Source organism: Paenibacillus sp. BK033 (genome assembly GCF_004345425.1).
Lineage (GTDB): Bacteria > Bacillota > Bacilli > Paenibacillales > Paenibacillaceae > Pristimantibacillus.
Genome location: NZ_SLVP01000003.1, coordinates 281,989 through 300,942, shown reverse-complemented (window position 1 = coordinate 300,942; position 18,954 = coordinate 281,989). Strand labels below are relative to the sequence as shown.

Genomic DNA, 18,954 nt, shown 5'->3' with positions numbered 1-18,954 from the left:
GAGGACCTAACATGGCCAATGCGGAAGCGGCCCCGCTGCAAGCGACGGGAGCCAAGACGCGGAAAGGAACGCGGAAAAGGACGCTCACCTACCTGATCCGAAACTATTGGATGTTCTATTTGATGCTGCTTCCCGGGGTGCTGCTGCTCATTTTCAACAATTACATCCCTATGCTCGGTATTGTAATCGCATTCAAGTCGGTCCGGTTCGATATCGGTATTCTGAACAGCCCCTGGGCGGGCCTTACCAACTTCAAATTTCTGTTTCAATCCAGCGACTCGTACATCATCATCCGCAACACGCTGCTGTACAATTCAGCGTTCATCGTGCTTAATCTGATTTTCCCGCTGGCTTTCGCCCTTATGTTGAACGAGATGAAGAACCGTTTTCTGTCCAAGCTGCATCAGACGATCATGTTCCTGCCGTACTTCCTCTCGATGACGGTCATCGCTTACCTGGTATACGGCTTCATGAGCGATGAGCACGGCTATCTGAACGGCACGCTTCTGCCCGCCCTCGGTCTCGACTCGGTCCGCTGGTACTTCACGAAGGAGGTATGGCCGTTCGTCCTGCCGCTCATCAATACATGGAAGAGCATGGGCTACTATACGGTCGTTTACATGGCGGCGATTATCGGCATCGACGACGAATATTACGAGGCGGCGACGATCGACGGAGCCAGCAAATGGCAGCAGATGACGAGTATCACGATCCCTCTCATTATGCCGGTTATCACCATCATGACCCTGCTGCAAATCGGCCGGATATTCAACGCCGACTTCGGACTGTTCTTCCAGGTTCCGCGGGAATCCGGCACTTTGTTCCCCGTGACTAACGTCATCGACACCTACGTCTACCGTACGTTTCTCACCGTCGGCGACATCGGCCTCTCGTCTGCCGCCGGGCTGTTCCAATCCGTTGTAGGCTTCACGCTCGTCTTTCTATCCAACTGGGTCGTTCGCCGCATCAACAGCGACAACGCCCTATTCTAGGAGGGAACCGGATGGCTGCCATCTCCGACAAAAACACTGCGGGCTCAAATCCGAAAAACCGGTTGTCCGCCGCAGCTTCAAGCGGCATCAATATCTTCTTCATCCTCTATTCCGCCCTATGCGTCATCCCGCTGCTGCTGCTGCTTTCGGTATCGTTTTCCGACGAGAGGTCCGTCCTGACGCACGGCTACCGGTTCATCCCGGAGAAGTTCAATCTGGCCGCCTATGCCTTCCTGTACAAGGACATAGGACAGATCGCGTATTCCTACGGAATCTCGATTACGGTTACGATCGTCGGCACGGTGCTCAGCATGCTGATCATCGCGCTTTACGCCTACCCGATATCGCGCAGCCAATTTCCCCATGCCCGATTCTTCACCTTCTTCGTCTTCTTTACGATGCTCTTCTCCGGGGGGCTTGTTCCCTGGTATCTCGTCTACGTGCAGATGCTGAACCTGAAGGATACGCTCTGGGCGCTCATTATGCCGCTTTTGGTGTCCTCCTTCTGGGTACTGATCGTAAGGACATTTTTCAAGGAGACCATTCCCGCGGCGGTACTGGAGTCGGCGAAGATCGACGGAGCCGGCGAGCTGCGGATCTTCATCCGCATCGTCCTTCCGCTCTCCATGCCGGTGCTTGCGACGGTGGCGCTCTTCCAGACGCTGACGTATTGGAACGACTGGTTTCTAAGCCTCGTCTTCATCACCAACGACCACAACATCTCGGTTCAATATCTGCTCTATAAAATGCTTGCGAATATTCAGTACCTCTCCAGCAATCCGACGGCTGCGGCCGAGATTGCCAGGGCGGGCGGCATGTTCAACTTTCCCAGCGAAACCGTGCGGATGGCCCTCGTCGTGGTTGGTATCGGCCCGATCGTGTTCGCTTACCCGTTCTTTCAGAAATATTTCGTCCGCGGCTTGACGGTCGGTGCGGTGAAGGGCTGATCCATTCACCGTTATCCCACCGGAACATCTGCCTTGCATTAGGCTGTAACCGGCAATCCGGTTAAGCATACAATCGACTATTGGGAGGTCCATCTGTTTATGAAGCAGACGAAAAAAACAATTTCGCTGGTAGTCCTGCTCCTGCTCGTTATCGCCCTCTTCATGTCCGCCTGCAGCAAAAACCAGCCATCCGCTTCCGGCGGCAATGAAGCGTCTGCCAGCAACGCCGGAGCCAGCGCGGCGGCGAATGACGGCGCGGACGCGCCGGCCGATCTAAAGCCCTACAAGCTGAAGCTCGTGTACGAAGGGCCGCCTCAGGCGGACGAGGCGATGGTGGAGGATGCTCTGAACAAAATTTTGACGGAGAAAATCAACGCCACCATCGACATCGCTCCGATCGACTGGGGGGCATGGGACGACAAGGTGAACCTGATGATTGCCTCCCGCGAGCCGGTAGACATTCTATTCACGGCGCAGTGGAACGGCTATTCGAAGAATGTCGCCAAAGGCGCCTATAAGGAGCTCGGCGATCTGCTGAGCAAATACGGCCAAGGGATTGTCAGCTCGCTTGATCCATCGTTCCTCGAGGGCTCCAAAATCAACGGTAAAAACTACGGCATACCGACGAACAAGGAGCTCGCGTTCGCAGGCGGAGTCGTCTACCGCAAAGATATTGCCGATGAGCTGGGCCTTGACATGAGCACGGTGAAGACGGCGGAGGATCTGGACGCCATCTACAAGGTGGTGAAGGAAAAGAAGCCGGACATGACTCCTCTCTATATGCAAGGCGGTTCGTTCGGGCAGCTGACCGAATTCGACTCCTTAGGCGACGGCACGATTCCCGGCGTCATCTCTAAGGAAGACAGCGACACGACGGTCAAGATGATGGAGGACTTCGATATTTACAAGCGTTATCTGAAGCTCGCCCGCGACTTCTTCCAGAAAGGTTATATCAACAAGGACGCCGCGACCACGCAGCTCTCGAGCGGCGATGCCTATAAGGGCGGCAACGTCTTCTCGACGATCGAGCCGCTCAAGCCCGGCAAAGCGGCGGAAATCGCCAATGCAGCCGGTATCGGAGGGAAGCTGGATCAAATCTATTTGACAGGTAAAACGGTCTCTACCTCCGAGACGGCGGGTGCCATGCTGGCGATCTCGACGACGTCCAAGAACCCTGAACGGGCCATGATGTTCATTAACCTGCTTCACACCGACAAGGATATCGTCAACCTGCTGAACTTCGGCATCGAAGGCGTTCACTATACGCTCAGCGGCGACGTCATGACGCCTACCGATAAATCCGGCCAATACGCCCCAGGCGTCGCTTGGGAACTCGGCAACCAGTTCCTCAACCATGTGTGGAACACCGAAGCACCCGACAAGTGGGAGCAGTTCAAGGCGTTCAACGAGGGAGCCAAACCTTCGCCTGGTCTCGGTTTTGTCTTCAACAGCGATTCCGTAAAGGCGGAGGTCGGCGCGCTCGCGAACGTCATCAAGCAGTACCAGAAAGCTCTGGAGACCGGCTCGGTAGACACCGACAAGGTCTTGCCCGAATATATCGCGGCGCTGAAATCCGCCGGCGTCGAGAAGGTCATCGCCGAGAAGCAGAAGCAGTTCGACGCCTTTCTGGCTGCGAAGGGCGAATAAGAACGCAAGTCACTCCGGGCAGCGGACGCGCAGCCCAGTCCGCCGAAGCTTATCCGGTGTGTACGCATTGCAAGCACAAAAAAACCGTTGCCCCTGCTGCCTCGAGCGGTAGGAGCAACGGCTTTTTTTGCGGCGATCGCCGGACCTAATGTTGACATCTCTTTCCAAAGAGATTATTCTTATCACAAATGTTAGTGAGTACTAACATACAGTCGGGTAAGGGTGATTGGTTTGGACAATAAGGTAAAACTCATGCAGGCCGCAATTGATTTGATGGCGGAGAAAGGGTATAAAGGCGTATCCACCAAGGAGATTGCGGCGGCGGCGGGCGTTAGCGAGATGACGTTGTTCCGGAACTTCGCCAATAAGCTGAATCTGCTCGAAAAGGCTGTTGAGCATTTTCATTATTCGATGGAAATGACCCGTATTTTTCAAGAAGAAGTGGTATGGGATATGCGGGCAGACCTGCTGCTTATAAGCGAAATGTATCATAAGGTGATGGGACGCAACCGCAAGCTGTTTCTTATTGTTCTGGCGGACAATGATTTGGCTGGCATCAGGCAGGAAGCGCAGAAGCATCCCCGGATTTTGCTCGAGCTTCTGACGGATTATTTCAAGGAAATGCAAAGACAACACAAAATGATCGACACGGATGCGGAAACGCAAGCCATCACGTTTATGTGGATGCATTACGGGGCTTTTATCTCAAGCTTGTATACAGCCGAGGCTGTTACTAAAGTTACGAGAGAGCAATTCGCGGAATCCAGCGCTGATCTGTTCGTACGCGCTTTAAGCCGATAAATTCGAGGAGGATGAGGAATGGGACATTCCGAAAAAATCGTTGGCCGGACGGCTTCGGCCGGTTTTCAGATCGGGGTTCGTAGGACGCTGCCTATCTCTCCTGAGCGAGCCTGGTCCTTTCTTGCTTCGGCCGAAGGCTTGAGGCTGTGGATCGGCAGCGTTGACAATTTAACGATTGCGGCAGGCGAGACGTTTCATAGCGCCGAAGGGATCCGGGGAGAGTTTAGAGTTGTGAAGCCTCGGCAGCAGCTGCGCCTGAAGTGGGCAAAGCCAGGCTGGGAGAAGCCTTCGACCTTGCAAATCCGGCTCATCTCCAGCCATCCGGAGAAAACGACGGTCAGCTTCCATCAGGAAAACCTGGACCATGCGGCTACGCGGGAGCAAATGAAGCTGCATTGGGAAGAAGTGCTGAGCGAGATGCTGAAGCAAACGAGAGCACACTAAATACTATTATCCCCAAAAATAACAGGGTCATGACGATCGATCGTCATGGCCCTGTTATTGCTGAAGCACGTTGCTCTTGTATATCAAGCATCGGCGGCCGCCCATACATCCGGGCGTATTCGCGGCTGAATTGGGATGGGCTTTCGTAGCCTACGCGGAAGGCGGCTTCGGAAGCATGCACCGTTTCCGTCAGCATTAAGCGTCTCGCTTCCTGCAGGCGCAGCGTTTTCTGGTATTGCAGCGGGCTCATCGACGTTACGCGCTTGAAATGCTTATGAAAAGCCGAAGTGCTAAGGCTTGCTTCCCTAGCCAGCTGATCGATGACAAGCGGCTCCGCGTATTGCCGGTTAATCATCCGAATCGCTTGCGCAATGTTATGCGAATGGCTGCCAGCCATGGCAAAGGAGCGGATCAGCGAGCCATGCTCGCTTTGGAGCACGCGGTACAGGATCTCGCGTACGATAAGCGGAGCGAGAACCGGAATGTCCTCCGGCGCATCCAGCAGCTGAACAAGCCTGACGGCCGCTTCGAGCAAGCCCGGCGACGTGCGGTTCATCGTTATGCCGGGTGAGGCTTCCGCGGGGGCGTCGGAGACGCGGCTGCTTTCTTTTACGATATCGAGAATGACGTCGGGGTCGAAGCTTAGCTTCAGGCTTAAATACGGAACCCCGGGCGAAGCTTCCACGATTTTGCTTATAATCGGCAGTTCCGCGGCAATAACGACAAAAGTCATCGGGTCGTACCGGTAAGTCTCGTCTCCCAAAGTGGCCGTCTTCGCGCCTTGCGCCACAAGACAGAGGGAGGGCTTATATACGGATTCCAAAGGCTCCGACATATGCGCGGCATTCATCAATGACAGGTTGGGGACGGGTGTAGAAAACGTACCGCTTGACGGAGCATGGCGCAGGATCAAATCCGCTAGCTGCCGCAAAGCGTGCTCCATTCGCAAGGTTTCGTCCATGGCTTATGCATTCCTTTCCGAGATAGTGGTTATGTTTATTTTAAAATATAATTGCGCGAGTTTCACTATACTAAGCTTATCTTTCAACCGCGAAGAGAAATAGGCAAGGAACGAACGGTTCTGTTCTAACGGTTTTCCCCTTGTATTCCCTATAATCAATGTTGTAGCCACACCATTAAATATCCAAAACATAAAGGAGCGAATGAATGATGAGTCTTCAAGGAAAAGTCGCTATTGTCACCGGTTCTTCAAGAGGAATAGGACGTCAAATCGCCATTCAGCTCGGCGAAGCCGGCGCGAAGGTTGTTGTCAATTACTCCTCTAATCAAGAGAAAGCAATGGAGGTTGTTCAATTAATCGAGCAAGCGGGCGGTGAAGCTGCTGCCATCCGCGGAGATATCGGTAAGGTCAGCGATGTGGAGGGATTGTTCTCGGAGACGCTTGAACGGTTCGGACGCGTGGATATTCTCGTGAATAACGGAGGGATTATGGACCTCGCGCCGATTGCGAGCGTAACGGAGGAAATGTTCGACCGGCAGTTCATGATTAATGTGAAAGGGACGTACTTCGCCTGTCAGCAAGCGATGAAGCATATGGCAGGCGGCGGGACGATTATTAATTTCTCAACCTCCGTATCCGGCGCGATGCTTCCGACTTACAGCGTCTACGCCGCTACCAAAGGGGCTGTCGAGCAGTTAACCCGTCAACTGGCGAAGGAATTCGGGCCAAAAGATATTATTATTAACTGCATCGCACCCGGTCAGGTATCGACGGAGCTGTTCCTGAACGGTAAATCCGAGGAGCTAGTGGATTCGTTCCGCCGCATGAACGCGTTCGGGCGTCTTGGAGAGCCTAACGATATCGCCAATGCCGTTGAACTCCTCGTCAGCGATAAAGCCCGCTGGATTACCGGGCAAACGCTTCGCGTGAACGGCGGCTTCAACTAATAGCAAATCGCCAGCGCCTGCTTGGATCAGGCTGCTGGCGATTTTTTAATTTTCCAACCGGACCCCCGCCGCGCGGAATGCGGCAGCCGTATCTTCAGGGAGGCCTTTATCGGTTAGGAGAGCCGTCAGCTCGGATAACCTCGCAAACGTGCGGAGCGCGCTGTGGCCGAATTTATGGTGGTCGGCGACCCCGTAGCATTCGCGGGCGGTCGACATTAGCGCCTGCTTGAAGTCAATCAAGTCGCCGGTATACACGGACAAGCCATGCTCGAGATGTACGCCGGTGGCGGAAATAAACGCTTTATTAATGTTAAGGCTGCGGACGTAAGCGACCGCCTCCGGACCTGCTAGAACGTTGCGGACGCGGTACCCGCCGGGGACGACGAGACGGACGTTTTCTTTTCCCGCCAGCTCGCTGATGATATACACATCGTTGGTAATGACGGTTACCGGAAAATCGCTCAGCCGCTTCGCGATTTCAAGGGTTGTGCTGCCGCCGTCCAGCGCAATGATGTCATTGCCGGAGATGAACCTCATCGCCGTATCCGCGATGTCGGTTTTCTCGTCGGCATGCTTCGCAATCGGCTCCTTTACGGGCAGAATGCCGAATTGATCGCTGTTTGCCAGCACGGCGCCGCCGTGAACCCGTTTGACCAGCCCCTGCTCCTCCAGCTTCGTCAGATCCTCCCGGATCGTCTTGCCTGTTACGCTCAGCCGCTCGCTGAGCTCCGCAACCGTTACTTCCCTCTGCGTCAGCAGAACCTCCATAATACTCTCGTATCGGCGTAAATGGTTCATTTCCTGTTCATCCGTTCTCATTGGTATTGTCATTATTTTAAACGTAGCCTGTCTTCCCGTCCATAGCGGCGCAATGTTTAAATGGGTTCATATACAATTTTATTAATGATTATTTCTAATAAATGAACTAAAATAAACATAAATGAACTTTGCAGGCAGATGGGGAGGAGTAAAACGATGAACGGACAACAGCAGCGCCAAAAAGAGATAATTCGGGCCGTAGCCTTAACCGCGCAGAGCTTGCCTATGCTTGCCGGAGGATTATGGTTCCATCACGATATTCGGGATAACTTCTATTATGCCTCCTACTTATTTGCGGCAGCGTTGGACGAAGAGATTCAGCCCTTATTGGACAATTCGTCCGAAGCGAAAAAGAAAGCGGAAGGCGTGCTCGCCCGGGTGCTTCAGCTTCAGCAGCAGGACCCGGCAGCGCCGCTCTATGGCCATTTTCCGCTGAATTTGAACCCTTCGCCGGAGGAGGCGAAAGCCCATGAGCTCCCGGTTGAGCTGATGGGCAGCTTGATGGTTTATTTCTATACCCGATACGGACAACATATGGGTGCGGAATTAAGCGATGGCTTCGAGCGTGCGCTCCGTCATATTTATGAAGGAGGCTTCTATAGAAAGCCCCTGCAGCTGTTTAATCACCATGAGGCAAAATATACGGCGGCTAAGTTGATTTTTGGGCATTGGTATGAGGATCAAGAGCTGCTGGAAGACGGTATCGCTTCCCTGAAGCGTACCATCGGGCGGGTAACAACCCAAGGGATGCCCGAATACGGGGCTTTGCCATGGTTCTGGCATTGGGTTCAGGCGTTTACCTGCGCGTGGGAGCTGACGGCGGAGCCGGCGTTAAAGCAGCGGCTTGCCGAGCTTCTCGATTACCTATGGCGGGAGAGAGCGTTATTTTACCTGAAGGGTGCCTGGGTTGGCGCCCATTCCCGGGGATGGCCGCACGATGCGCCCGCTGACCGCAACGTTTTGCATGATTATGTGCAATTTGGAGATTTTCCGCGCGAGGATCGTATGCCTCGTACAGAGTATGCAGGCTTTCTCTGTTACCCGGCTCCGGAGGATGCTCTGCGGAGAGCGCTGGAGCGCAGCCAGCCCGAGGTGGTCGCAAAACAAATGACCAAGATGGATACCGGGGAAGAAATTCCGCTTCATTCCTATGCGTATGTGACGAAGGACTATGCGGCCGGCGGCATGTGGGAGCGGGTAAAAGAGTTTGATAACGAGCAGATCCGTTGGATGGTCTCGTTCCCGGTTACGGGAGAGGCTAGCGTAAACCAGCTTTACTTCTTCCATCCGGGAGATGGCTGGAGAGAGGGCGATCCCCGGCACCAGAGCGAATACGCGGAGGTATTGTATGACAAGAACCGGATTCTGACGTTATTCCCTATCCCGGAGCAGGCCGAACAGCAGGAGATCATCGGCGTTCTTCCGAAAGGTGCTTGGATAACGAAGGAAACCGGCTTGTTCGGCCAGGTGCAAAACGGCTTTGTTTCCATTTTGCTGCATGGGCGTTATACCTTCGAGGAGCTTGAGGAATACAATGTGGTTCGTTTGCAAGGAGAGCCCGCTGCGGTAGCGGTAGAAATATTGGGGCGGCAAGAAGCGGAAAAGCTCGCAATCGAAAGCCTGCCCGCTTTCGCGGAACGGATGGACGGGGTAGACTTTACTTTGCGGCAAGCCTCCCGGCTTGGCGGCAAGCTTGCGTACACCGGTATCAGCCAGCAGGATCTGCTTGAGCTGATAGTCGCTGGCCCGGGTCAATCGGTCGCGAGACTAAACCGGGAAGAGATGAATGATTTCCGCTAATAAATATTTAGAGGCGAGTGGACTCCTCACGGAGCTTCACTCGCCTCTTTTCTGGATCAGCTGGCTTACCCAGCGGTAGCACTCCTTGAGCTGCTCGTCGGATGCATGCTCCGAGCGATGCTCGAACATGATTTTGAAATCCGGATTCTTGCCGGAAATAATCCGTAAATACCGTTCAATGGGAGCCCAGCCTTCGCTTGGCCGCTGACTTGGATGAACCGGAATACGGCTCTGGATTATTCGCCCTCCGACGATCTGTACGTTGGACAAATGAACGGTTGCGGCATATCCGGCATATTGGCGAAGGACGGTCTCGGAATTGAAACGCGGATCGACCCGATCCTGGATGTACAGCCTTGCCGTATCGAGACAAAGCTTGATGCCGCGATACTCCTCCAGCTTGCGCTGCAAATAGTCGTCCTCATAGACGTAACGGTTCAGGGCATCAAGCTCTAAGACAGGCGTAAAACCGTACTTGGCGCGCATAAGGGACAACCATTCAAACAAAGCATCGCTATATTTCCGAAATTGGTTGAAGGCATAAGCGCTTTCGAATTCGTATTCCGTCCGGTTGTCGAATCGCCAGCTCGTCCAATCCGTTCGATCATCAAGAATAACGGGCTTTGGGTAATGAAAGAGAACATAGTCCGGCTGCATTCGCGAATGGATATAAGCAAGCTCTTGCTCGGCTATGGAGTAAGCATCCGATCTTGCGTTATTATCCTTCGCGATAAACAGCGCATCCCTGAGAGGGGATATCCCCGCCCGAAGCGGAAAATGAATCCCAATCCTGAAGCCTGTTGCATGAGATTCCCGGATCAGATTCTCAATATCTTGCTCGCTCCGGAACAGGCAAGCTTCAATGCCGTAAAAATCGTCCCGAAAATCCCGGTTATATTTGTTGTAGTCGAATTGCCCATACTGTCCGATAAGGAAGCGAGGATTCATAAGCGTATTGCCCTTTATCTGCCGAAACCGAGTATGAGAAGGAGGAGCGACAAAAGCATCTCCAGAAACGAAGGTTTGTATGACATTTCGGGACATCCTTTCTTTTTGTTTCTGGAATTATTCTCCATCAAGCGATACAGATCCTTTTGAGGAGTGAAAAAAAAGACTGACCTGTGACGGTCAGCCATGTTTCATCCTTATTTTTGCGCCGCAAGCTCGGCAAGGCGCTCCATAACCCGCCGGTTGTATAATCCGCCATGGTAACAGATTACGGTCTGAATATCAAAGTCAAGCAGTCCGGCGAGGGAAGCTTGGGCGGTCGACGGATCTAGTGTGGTAGCAGGGTCGGCTCCATATAACTCGCCGTCTCTTACCATAAGAGCATCACCGGCAATTAGAGTGCGGGAGGGCTCGTGATAAAGACTGATATGTCCCGGCGTGTGGCCCGGGGTATCAATAACGGTGATTCCTCCGGCTAGAGGAAGAAGCTCGCCGCCATTCACTTCCCGGTCGACAGCTGCCCTTGGCGGATTCAGCATCAGGCGTTTTAGACCGTTTCGGAACGATTCGGGCACGGAGTCCGGCATCCTGTCGATACTGGCAATAGCCTCGTCCGTGAATCGGATAAGCCTTTTGTCGCCTTGGATGTACGGTTTCTCGAGCGGATGCGCCGACACTTCTAGTCCGGCCCCGGAGGTTAATTCCGGCAAGTTGCCGATATGATCGATATCTTGGTGGGTAAGAATAATATGAGTAAGCTTACCTGGCCTGCCGCCAGCAGCTTCAATCGCGGCATGGAGTTGTGGGAGCTGGGCGGGATAACCGGTATCCAGCAAAATTTGATGTTGATCGTCCCATATAAGAACCGGGTGAACGGTGTCGATTGCGCCCATCACGGGGGCGCTTATGGACAACATGGCAAGTTGGGCTTTCATGAAGGTCACTCTCCTCGTACAAAATGAAGGGGACCCGGCCGAGGTCATGTGACTATATTACAGACTCCTGGGATAAGTGTAAATAGCAAATTTTTTATTATAACACATAAAAATATTTTTGTCAATACCCTCATTCTGATTTCGATAAATGGATTAAATGAGGTTATGTTGTTAGAGATACACATTGGAATTGATGCAGTAAAAACGAATCTTTTTGGGCCAATAGAAGCGCTGCATTGGATGGCATACAGTATAATGGGCCAAATAAGCGATCGGAAGGACAAAATAGTTATTTTTACTGGACTGAATACAGCGTAAATCATTCAACCACTTGCCGTGGGTGGCACTTGACTTTTCTTTTCGTTGTAACTATTATTGTTACAACGACCAATGATTCTTAACCCGGCCAGCGGAGTGTTGTTTCGAGTTGAGTGTGACTTTGTAGTTTTGTTCCAACCCTTGAAAAATTTAATCCGAGGAACAAACGACATGGAGCAATCAACCGAAACAACCGGAGCCCCAACCGGAGCGTCCTTGACTTCTACCCCAGTTGTAACTACAATTGTCACAACAATATTGGCTTTGTGTTCGGTTTTGTGCTGGGCCTTGTTTTCTAAAACGGCCAACGGCGAGTGTTGTTTCGAGTGGACTGAAACAACCTGAGCATCAATCGGAGCCCCAAGAAGGTGACAAACATGAAAATCAGCAGCCGCTTCTCCATAGCGGTCCATATTTTATCCCTGCTGGAGATTTCCAAGGACGCTCATAACACTTCCGAATGGATTGCCGGCAGCGTCAACACGAACCCGGTTATTATCCGCCGGCTGCTTGGACAGTTGAAAAAGGCTGGCCTCGTACAGGTTCGGGCCGGAACCGGCGGTGCCTTTCTGACCAAGGAAATGAGCGAGATTACGTTGCTGGATATTTTCCGGGCGGTAGACGTCGTTGAGGAGGGACAGCTTTTTCATATTCATGAAGAGCCTAATCCCGAATGTCCGGTAGGAGCGAGCATACAGGTTGTGCTGGAGCTTGTGCTGAAGAAGGCGCAGCATGCCATGGAGAGCGTTCTCTCGGAGATTACCCTAGAGGAACTGGTCGCGGATCTGATCAGGAAGAATCAAAACAAATAAGTTCATTTAATTCAGGAGGTTATTCATATGAAAATGGCAGTTGTAGGAGCTACTGGCAAAGCAGGTCAGTTTATCGTGAAAGAAGCGCTTAGCCGCGGACATGAAGTAACGGCCGTTGTACGGAACCGCGCCAAGGTAACGGAGGAAGGCGTTCAAGTGATCGAGAAGGAAGTTTTTGACCTGACAGCGGCGGACTTGCAAGGCTTTGACGTCGTCGTGAACGCTTTTGGCGCGCCGCTTGGCCATGAGCATCTGCACGTAACGGCGGGCAAAGCGTTGATCGATGCCTTGTCCGGAACGGATACGCGCCTGATCGTAATTGGCGGGGCAGGCAGCTTGTACGTGGACGAAGCCAAAACGGTTCAGCTCTTTAACACGCCTGATTTCCCCGAGATGTTCCTCGCTACGGCAAAGAATCAAGGTCAAAACCTTGAAGATCTGAAGCAATCGACAGATCTGAAATGGACCTTTGTCAGCCCGTCCGCTTTCTTTGATCCGGCAGGCCAACGTTCCGGCTCCTATATACAAGGCAAAGACCATCTGCTTGTGAATTCGAAAGGCCATAGCTATGTCAGCTACGCGGACTTTGCGATCGCCATTGTGGATGAGGCCGAGAATGCTGCTCATGTCAAAGAACGTTTTACCGTGGCTTCCGAAAAGTAAGCAACAAAGAAGAGGCTGCTCCGGAGAAGGGAGCAGCCTCTTTTTTGTCTAACCCTATCGTTCCTCACAGCAGGGCACCGCGTTTTTTCAAATGACGGTAAAGCGCAATCGACATGACCGAGCACAACAGGGCGCATGCCCCGATGAAAATATAACCCGCTTGCAGGCCGGCAATGAGACCCGCCTTCGGATGAGCCTCTTCCGCAAACCCGTCCTTGAACAGCTCGATAATGAGCCCGATCACATAATTCCCCGCAACCGTAGCAATGCCCATCAAAGTAACCGTAAACGTAATGGCCGTATCGCTTTCCTTCGAATAACGCCTGGCAATCAGGGCCATCACCGTCGGGTAGATCGGCGCAATGCCGATGCCCGCTGCAGCAAACAGGAAAGCTCCGGGCTCCCCGAGAATAACGGCGGCAATCGAGCAAAGACCGGAGAAGGCCGACAGCACGATGAGAGACATCGTATAACCGATTTTATCGGTGACCGGTCCAAGAACAAGCCGCGCAAAGGTGAAACAGAGGAAAAAGGCGGACAGCATCGCCGCGGACGTATCGCTGCTCCAGCCGTAGGCCTTCTCCAGAAAGTTGACGAGCCAGCTTCCGATCGACATCTCGGATACGACGCCGAGGGACAGGACGCCCACCAGAAGCCATGCGGCTTTATCCCGCACATATTCCCGCAGCGAGAGACGCTCGCCCTGCTTCGCTTCTTGCATGGGTGCTTTGGCGAAGATCGTGGGAATCATCGGCAGCAATGTCAGCGAGAGCACCAGGCAATACATCCCCCTCCAGCCAAGCTCGGAGCTTGCGCCAAACCAATGAATCCCCATCAGATTGGCAGCCAGAAGCGGGGCGACAATGGAGCTTAGCCCATAGAAGAAATGGGCCAGATTCATCATCGTGCCGGTATTCCGGGTAAAGATCTGCGCGGCCAGAATCGCAAGGGCGATCTCTAGCAATCCGTTGCCGATATACATGAAGAAGTAGGACAATACCATCGTGGAATAGCTCATAGAGAAGTACAGGCAGAAGCCGGATACAACCATCGAGCCAAAGGCGATTAGAGTCGTCAGCTTGATGCCGATTTTTTTCACCAGCCAGCCCGTAAAGCTGCAAGCGATCAAATAGCCGAGCGAATTTAGGGCAAGCAGCATGCCGATCTGCGCTTCGTTCAGCGAGAAGTCGGCCTGCATGCGCGGGATGGCGGGACCTTTAATATTTTCCGAAAAGCCAAATAGGAGAAAGCCGCCAAATACGACGGCGAGTAGCAGCGTGTAGTTGCTGAACAAGGACCGTTTCGGCCGGGCTTCTAGTTCGGTTTGCATGTTATCCTCCTGGGTATGCGTCTAATTAAGTTTTCTAAATCGGTGAAGTCCGTCTATCGTCTCTTACTGTACCATTGATAGGGCCTTGGGGAAATATTTTCAGGAAGGAAATCGGGAGAAAAAAGCGAATATATGTACGGTTACGGGTATCGGAAACGATCGGATACATAAGTAGCGGAAGGGAATGTTCATAGAGTGAAATTTTTTCATACTGCAGACTGGCATTTAGGCAAGCTTGTGCAGGGTGTATATATGACGGAAGACCAGCGGTACGTGCTGGAGCAATTTGTAAGCGCGGTAGAGCTGGAACGGCCGGATGCCGTTATTATCGCGGGCGATTTGTATGACCGGGCGATCCCGCCGACGGAAGCGGTGGATCTGCTGGACGAGCTGCTGGAGCGTATTGTCGTTGGGCTGGATACGCCGGTGCTGGCGATCTCGGGCAATCATGACAGTCCGGACCGGATCGACTTCGGAACGGCCATGATGGAAAGCCGCGGGCTCCATATCGCCGGAAGGCTAAGGAAGGAGCATAAGCCGGTTGTGCTCAAGGACGCGTTTGGCGAGGTGCACGTGCATCTGGTGCCTTATGCCGACCCTGCCCAAGTGCGGATAACGTTCGAGGACGAGAATATCCGGACGCATGATGAAGCCATGCGCGCGATCACGGAACGGATTGCTGCGCAGATGGACCCGGCTGCGAGACATATCGTGGTCGGGCATGCTTTCGTCACGGCAACAGGCGCGGCGGAGCCCAATACAAGCGACTCGGAACGCCCGCTGTCGATAGGCGGAGCCGAGCATGTGCGGGCGGATTATTTTGCCCCGTTTCATTATACCGCTCTTGGGCATCTGCATCAGGCGCATTTTGTCGGAAGCGAAAAAATCCGTTACGCCGGTTCTCCGCTCAAATATTCGATCTCCGAGGAGCATCACAACAAAGGCTACCTCGTGGTGGAGATGGACGCGGACGGGAATGTGGCGATTGAGAAAAGAGAGCTGAAGCCGCTGCGCGATATGCGGCGTATTGCCGGTCCGATTGAGGAGATCGAGACCCATCCGGTGAACGAGGATTATGTCTTCGTTACGCTGCTGAACGATAACCCCGTCTTGTTCCCGATGGAGAAGGTCCGGGCGGTTTACCCGAATGCCCTTCATGTGGAGCGCAGGGTGACGGCTGTTCGCGCCATTGGCGAGGAAGGCGATGTCCCCGGGGAGACGGTGCGGAGGAGCGAAGCCGACCCGGTCAGCCTGTTCGAAGCCTTTTATCTCGAAGTGAAGGGCGTAGCGCTGGATGAACCGAAAAAACGGCTGTTCGCGGAGACGTTTGACGGCTTACTGCGTGAGGAGGGAGTCGCGCGATGAGACCTCTTAAAATTACGATGACGGCCTTTGGCCCGTACCGCGATGCGGAGACCGTGGATTTTAGCGGACTTGGGGAGCATCGCCTGTTTGTGATATCGGGCAGTACCGGTGCCGGCAAAACAACGATTTTTGATGCGATCTGCTTTGCTCTTTACGGAACCGCAAGCGGCGAGGACCGTTCGGAGCCCCGCATGCTGCGGAGCCATTTCGCCGATGACGAGAAGCATACGGCCGTCGAGCTGGATTTTGCCGTGGGACGCCGGATGTACCGGGTATTCCGTCAGCTTCCTCACCGGAAGGGCGCGAACAAAAGCGAGACGGGCGGCAAAGCCGAGCTGTACGAGCTGACGGGCGGCGAGGCCGTTCCGGCGGTGGACCGGTTTATGGTCAGCGACGTCAACGCCAAGCTGGAGACGATCATTGGCCTGACGAAGGAGCAGTTCAATCAGATCGTGATGCTGCCGCAGGGCGAATTCCGCAAGCTGCTCACTTCGGATACGGATAATAAAGAAGAGATTTTGCGCCGGATATTCCGGACGGAGCTGTATCAGCGGCTCGAGACGCGCTTCCAGCAGCAGAACCGGGAGCTTGGCGACCAGCTGAAGGAAGCGAAGATCCGCGTGGAGCATTTCATGAAGCAGGCGGCGGATAACTTGCCGCGCAGGGAAGACAGCCAGCTTGCGCTGACGCTGGCCCAGGAGCATTACAGCGCGGCCCAGCTGTCGGAGGCGCTGGAGCGGGAGATTGGCTATTACCGCCAGCTCGTGGCGGAAGGCGAATCGGGCAAGCGCGAGCTGCAGCTGCAGCTTGGCGAGCAAGAGCAAGCGCTGCAAGGCGAGCTGGCGCTGCACGCGCGGTTTGCGGAGCTGGCAAGCGAGCGGGCGAAGCAGGAGCGGCTCGCGGCGCAAAGCGGCGAGCATGCGGAGCGGGAGCGCCGGCTGCTGCTCGCGGAGCGCGCGGCGCAGCTGGCGCCGTACGCGGAGCAGGCGGCCCGCGCCGAGCGGGATGCCGCGGCGAAGCAGCAGGCCCGCGATATGCGGCGCCAGGCGGCGGAGGCCGCGAAGCAGGCGCTCGCGGCAGCCGAAGAGCGGCATCGCCGCGAGGAGGAGCGCGGCGCGGAGCGGCAGGCGGCGGAGCGCGAGCTGCACCGCCTCGCGGAGCTGGAGCCGGCGGTGCAGACGCTGGACGCGCAGCGCGTAGCGGTCGAGCAGCTTGCCGCTGCGGAGAAAAGCGGCGCGGCGAAGCTGGCTTCGGCGGAGGCATTGATCGCCGAAGCGAAGGAAGCCAAGCTTACGCTGGCCGCGCAGCTTAAGCAGATTGAAGGCGCGGTCGAAGCGCTGCCTGGCGTCGTTGAACAAAGAAACCAGGTTCTTCAGACAGGCAAATATATTTCCAAGCTAATCGAGCTGGAGAAAGAACTTGTTTCCCATGCATCCGTGATAGAAGAGCGGGCATTATTGTTTGCCCAAATCCGCGAGGAGCACGACCGGCTGGAACGCAATTGGATTGAAGGGCAGGCAAGCCTCTTGGCCGCCCATCTTCATGACGGTCAGCCTTGCCCGGTCTGCGGCAGCCAGGAGCATCCGGGCAAAGCGGTTGCGGCGGAGGACGTACCGTCCAGGGAGCAGCTCCAGCAGGCGAAGGAGCAGCTGTCCCGTTACGAACGCGAGCTGAACGAAGCGAAGCTGCAGGCGGCGGCGACGCGTTCGAGCTGGGAAGGAAGCGCGGCGGAGCTTGCGGAATACGGGGCGGAAGCTTCCGGGCTTGCCGAGCAGCAAGCCGAGCTTCGGAAACGTTGGAAACAGCTGAACGACGAAGCGGAACGGCTTGGCGCGCAGGTCGAGCAAGGAAAGCAGCTGAAGCAGCGGGCGGAAGAGATCGAGCAAAATCTGGAGCAGCTTCAACAAGCGAAGGATAAGCTGCAGGCAGAGCAGCAGCGGATTGCGGTCGAGCGCGGCGCCAAGCAATCGGCGCTCGAGAAGGAGCTCGAGCGTATTCCGGAGGAGCTCCGTTCTCCGAAGCAGATGGAGCTGCGGCTGAGACAGCAGCGCAGCCTGGCGGAGTCGCTGGCCGCAGCCTGGAAGGAGGCGCAGGACGGGCTGCTGCGGATGCGCGCGAAGTTTGCCGAAGAGCAGGCTCATGCGGAGCAGACCGAGCGGCAGTTTGTTGAAGCCCGAGACAATGCGGCACTTGCTGCCGCACGGTTCGGGGAGGAGCTTGCGAAGGCGGAGTTTAGCTCCGTTGAAGCTTTCCGCGAGGCTCATCTGCCGGATCAGGAGAGCCGGATTCTGAAGGAGCAGCTCGAGGCGCATAAGACGGCCGTAGCAGCCGCCGGGAAACGAATTGAAGAGCTGGAGCAGGAGCTGTCGGGCAAGCAGCAGGCGGATATAGGAGCGCTGAAGGCAGCTATTGCCGAATTGAAGGATCGGATTGACGCGGCGGCGAATGCCCTGCAGGTTGCTTCCCGGTTCGCCGAGGACGCAAGCAAGCTGAAGACGTCTATTGACCAGGCAGCGGCGAGGGTGAAGGAGCTGGAAGCGAAGCTTGAGCAGGTGCTGGATTTGTACCAGATGCTCAAAGGCGACAATGCACTCAAAATTTCATTCGAACGTTATATTCTTATCGAATACCTGGAACAGATTCTGCATGCCGCAAACGTCCGGCTTCGTCAGTTGTCCGGCGGCCAGTTCGTACTGCAGCGGAGCGACCGGCTCGAGACGCGGGGCAAGCAAAGCGGGCTTGGCCTTGACGTCTACGATGCCTATACCGGGCAGAACCGGGATGTGAAGACGATGTCGGGCGGCGAGAAGTTTAATGCTTCGCTTTGCCTTGCGCTTGGCATGACCGACGTCATTCAATCCTACCAAGGCGGCGTCTCCATCGAGATGATGTTTATTGACGAAGGCTTTGGCTCGCTGGATGAGGATTCTCTTAACAAGGCTATCGAGGCGCTGGTGGATCTGCAGCGTTCGGGCCGGATGATAGGCGTCATCTCCCACGTGCAGGAGCTTAAAGCAGCCTTCCCGGCTACGCTAGAAGTGTACAAGACGAAGGAAGGCTACAGCCGGACATCCATTGCAGTAAGGTGAGCCGCCGGCTTTTGCTGGTCGATGTAAAATAATGGGTTGACACTTTTGCCGGCAAAGCCGTATAGTGAAAGGACATATTCGGCAACGCCATTTTCTATTCAAACGGGAAGCACCCTTCGAACCGGCCCTTTGGGCT

General features: G+C 54.6%; 17 protein-coding genes. 11 read left to right on the top strand and 6 right to left on the bottom strand.

Annotated elements, in window-relative coordinates:
* Positions 1–11 precede the first annotated feature (11 nt).
* From EV294_RS13670 to EV294_RS13650, 5 genes are all read left to right on the top strand, one after another.
* Positions 12–992, top strand: a complete 981-nt coding sequence (locus EV294_RS13670; protein ID WP_116394297.1) for an ABC transporter permease — start codon at positions 12–14, stop codon at positions 990–992.
* An 11-nt stretch (positions 993–1,003) separates the two neighbouring features.
* Entirely contained in the window at positions 1,004–1,939 is a 936-nt protein-coding gene (locus EV294_RS13665) for a carbohydrate ABC transporter permease (RefSeq protein ID WP_132307607.1), read from the top strand.
* Positions 1,940–2,038: 99 nt separating this feature from the next.
* Positions 2,039–3,586 (top strand): ABC transporter substrate-binding protein, encoded by a 1,548-nt coding sequence (locus EV294_RS13660; RefSeq protein WP_132307605.1) that lies wholly within the window; start codon positions 2,039–2,041, stop codon positions 3,584–3,586.
* A gap of 222 nt (positions 3,587–3,808) precedes the next feature.
* Entirely contained in the window at positions 3,809–4,387 is a 579-nt protein-coding gene (locus tag EV294_RS13655) for a TetR/AcrR family transcriptional regulator (RefSeq protein WP_243711659.1), read from the top strand.
* A gap of 18 nt (positions 4,388–4,405) precedes the next feature.
* Positions 4,406–4,831 carry an SRPBCC family protein gene (locus EV294_RS13650; RefSeq protein WP_132307603.1) on the top strand — a complete coding sequence of 142 codons (426 nt, stop codon included), beginning with the start codon at positions 4,406–4,408 and terminating at the stop codon, positions 4,829–4,831.
* 43 nt (positions 4,832–4,874) lie between these two features.
* On the opposite strand, the gene EV294_RS13645 is transcribed toward EV294_RS13650, so the two are convergent.
* Positions 4,875–5,792: an AraC family transcriptional regulator gene (locus EV294_RS13645; RefSeq protein WP_132307601.1), complete on the bottom strand. Its 918-nt coding sequence runs from the start codon at positions 5,790–5,792 to the stop codon at positions 4,875–4,877.
* A 206-nt stretch (positions 5,793–5,998) separates the two neighbouring features.
* On the opposite strand from EV294_RS13645, the gene EV294_RS13640 reads away from it, so the two are divergent.
* Positions 5,999–6,739: an SDR family oxidoreductase gene (locus tag EV294_RS13640; RefSeq protein ID WP_207918144.1), complete on the top strand. Its 741-nt coding sequence runs from the start codon at positions 5,999–6,001 to the stop codon at positions 6,737–6,739.
* A 45-nt stretch (positions 6,740–6,784) separates the two neighbouring features.
* Here EV294_RS13640 and EV294_RS13635 read toward each other — a convergent pair whose 3' ends face one another.
* Positions 6,785–7,537 carry a DeoR/GlpR family DNA-binding transcription regulator gene (locus EV294_RS13635; RefSeq protein ID WP_132307597.1) on the bottom strand — a complete coding sequence of 251 codons (753 nt, stop codon included), beginning with the start codon at positions 7,535–7,537 and terminating at the stop codon, positions 6,785–6,787.
* A 177-nt stretch (positions 7,538–7,714) separates the two neighbouring features.
* On the opposite strand from EV294_RS13635, the gene EV294_RS13630 reads away from it, so the two are divergent.
* A complete protein-coding gene (locus EV294_RS13630) occupies positions 7,715–9,358 on the top strand; it encodes a hypothetical protein (RefSeq protein WP_132307595.1) in 1,644 nt (547 codons plus the stop codon).
* A gap of 36 nt (positions 9,359–9,394) precedes the next feature.
* Here the strand turns inward: EV294_RS13630 and EV294_RS13625 are convergent, their stop codons facing one another.
* The 3 genes from EV294_RS13625 to EV294_RS13615 all read right to left on the bottom strand — a co-directional run bounded on the left by EV294_RS13625 (position 9,395) and on the right by EV294_RS13615 (position 11,972).
* On the bottom strand, positions 9,395–10,306 hold the full coding sequence (locus EV294_RS13625; RefSeq protein WP_132307593.1) for a sugar phosphate isomerase/epimerase: 912 nt from the start codon (positions 10,304–10,306) through the stop codon (positions 9,395–9,397).
* A 197-nt stretch (positions 10,307–10,503) separates the two neighbouring features.
* Complete coding sequence (locus EV294_RS13620; RefSeq protein WP_132307591.1) at positions 10,504–11,241, bottom strand: MBL fold metallo-hydrolase; 738 nt, start codon at positions 11,239–11,241, stop codon at positions 10,504–10,506.
* A gap of 323 nt (positions 11,242–11,564) precedes the next feature.
* A complete protein-coding gene (locus tag EV294_RS13615) occupies positions 11,565–11,972 on the bottom strand; it encodes a hypothetical protein (RefSeq protein ID WP_132307589.1) in 408 nt (135 codons plus the stop codon).
* Here EV294_RS13615 and EV294_RS13610 point away from each other — a divergent pair.
* Positions 11,937–12,371, top strand: a complete 435-nt coding sequence (locus tag EV294_RS13610; RefSeq protein WP_132307587.1) for an Rrf2 family transcriptional regulator — start codon at positions 11,937–11,939, stop codon at positions 12,369–12,371. The genes EV294_RS13615 and EV294_RS13610 overlap by 36 nt on opposite strands.
* Positions 12,372–12,398: 27 nt before the next feature.
* Complete coding sequence (locus tag EV294_RS13605) at positions 12,399–13,034, top strand: NAD(P)-dependent oxidoreductase (protein WP_132307585.1); 636 nt, start codon at positions 12,399–12,401, stop codon at positions 13,032–13,034.
* Positions 13,035–13,098: 64 nt separating this feature from the next.
* Here EV294_RS13605 and EV294_RS13600 read toward each other — a convergent pair whose 3' ends face one another.
* Complete coding sequence (locus tag EV294_RS13600; RefSeq protein ID WP_132307583.1) at positions 13,099–14,364, bottom strand: MFS transporter; 1,266 nt, start codon at positions 14,362–14,364, stop codon at positions 13,099–13,101.
* 195 nt (positions 14,365–14,559) lie between these two features.
* On the opposite strand from EV294_RS13600, the gene EV294_RS13595 reads away from it, so the two are divergent.
* Together EV294_RS13595 and EV294_RS13590 are read left to right on the top strand one after the other, a co-directional pair.
* Complete coding sequence (locus tag EV294_RS13595) at positions 14,560–15,729, top strand: exonuclease SbcCD subunit D (RefSeq protein WP_132307581.1); 1,170 nt, start codon at positions 14,560–14,562, stop codon at positions 15,727–15,729.
* Positions 15,726–18,818, top strand: a complete 3,093-nt coding sequence (locus EV294_RS13590) for an AAA family ATPase (protein ID WP_132307579.1) — start codon at positions 15,726–15,728, stop codon at positions 18,816–18,818. Before EV294_RS13595 ends, EV294_RS13590 begins: the two co-directional genes overlap by 4 nt.
* Positions 18,819–18,954 lie beyond the last annotated feature (136 nt).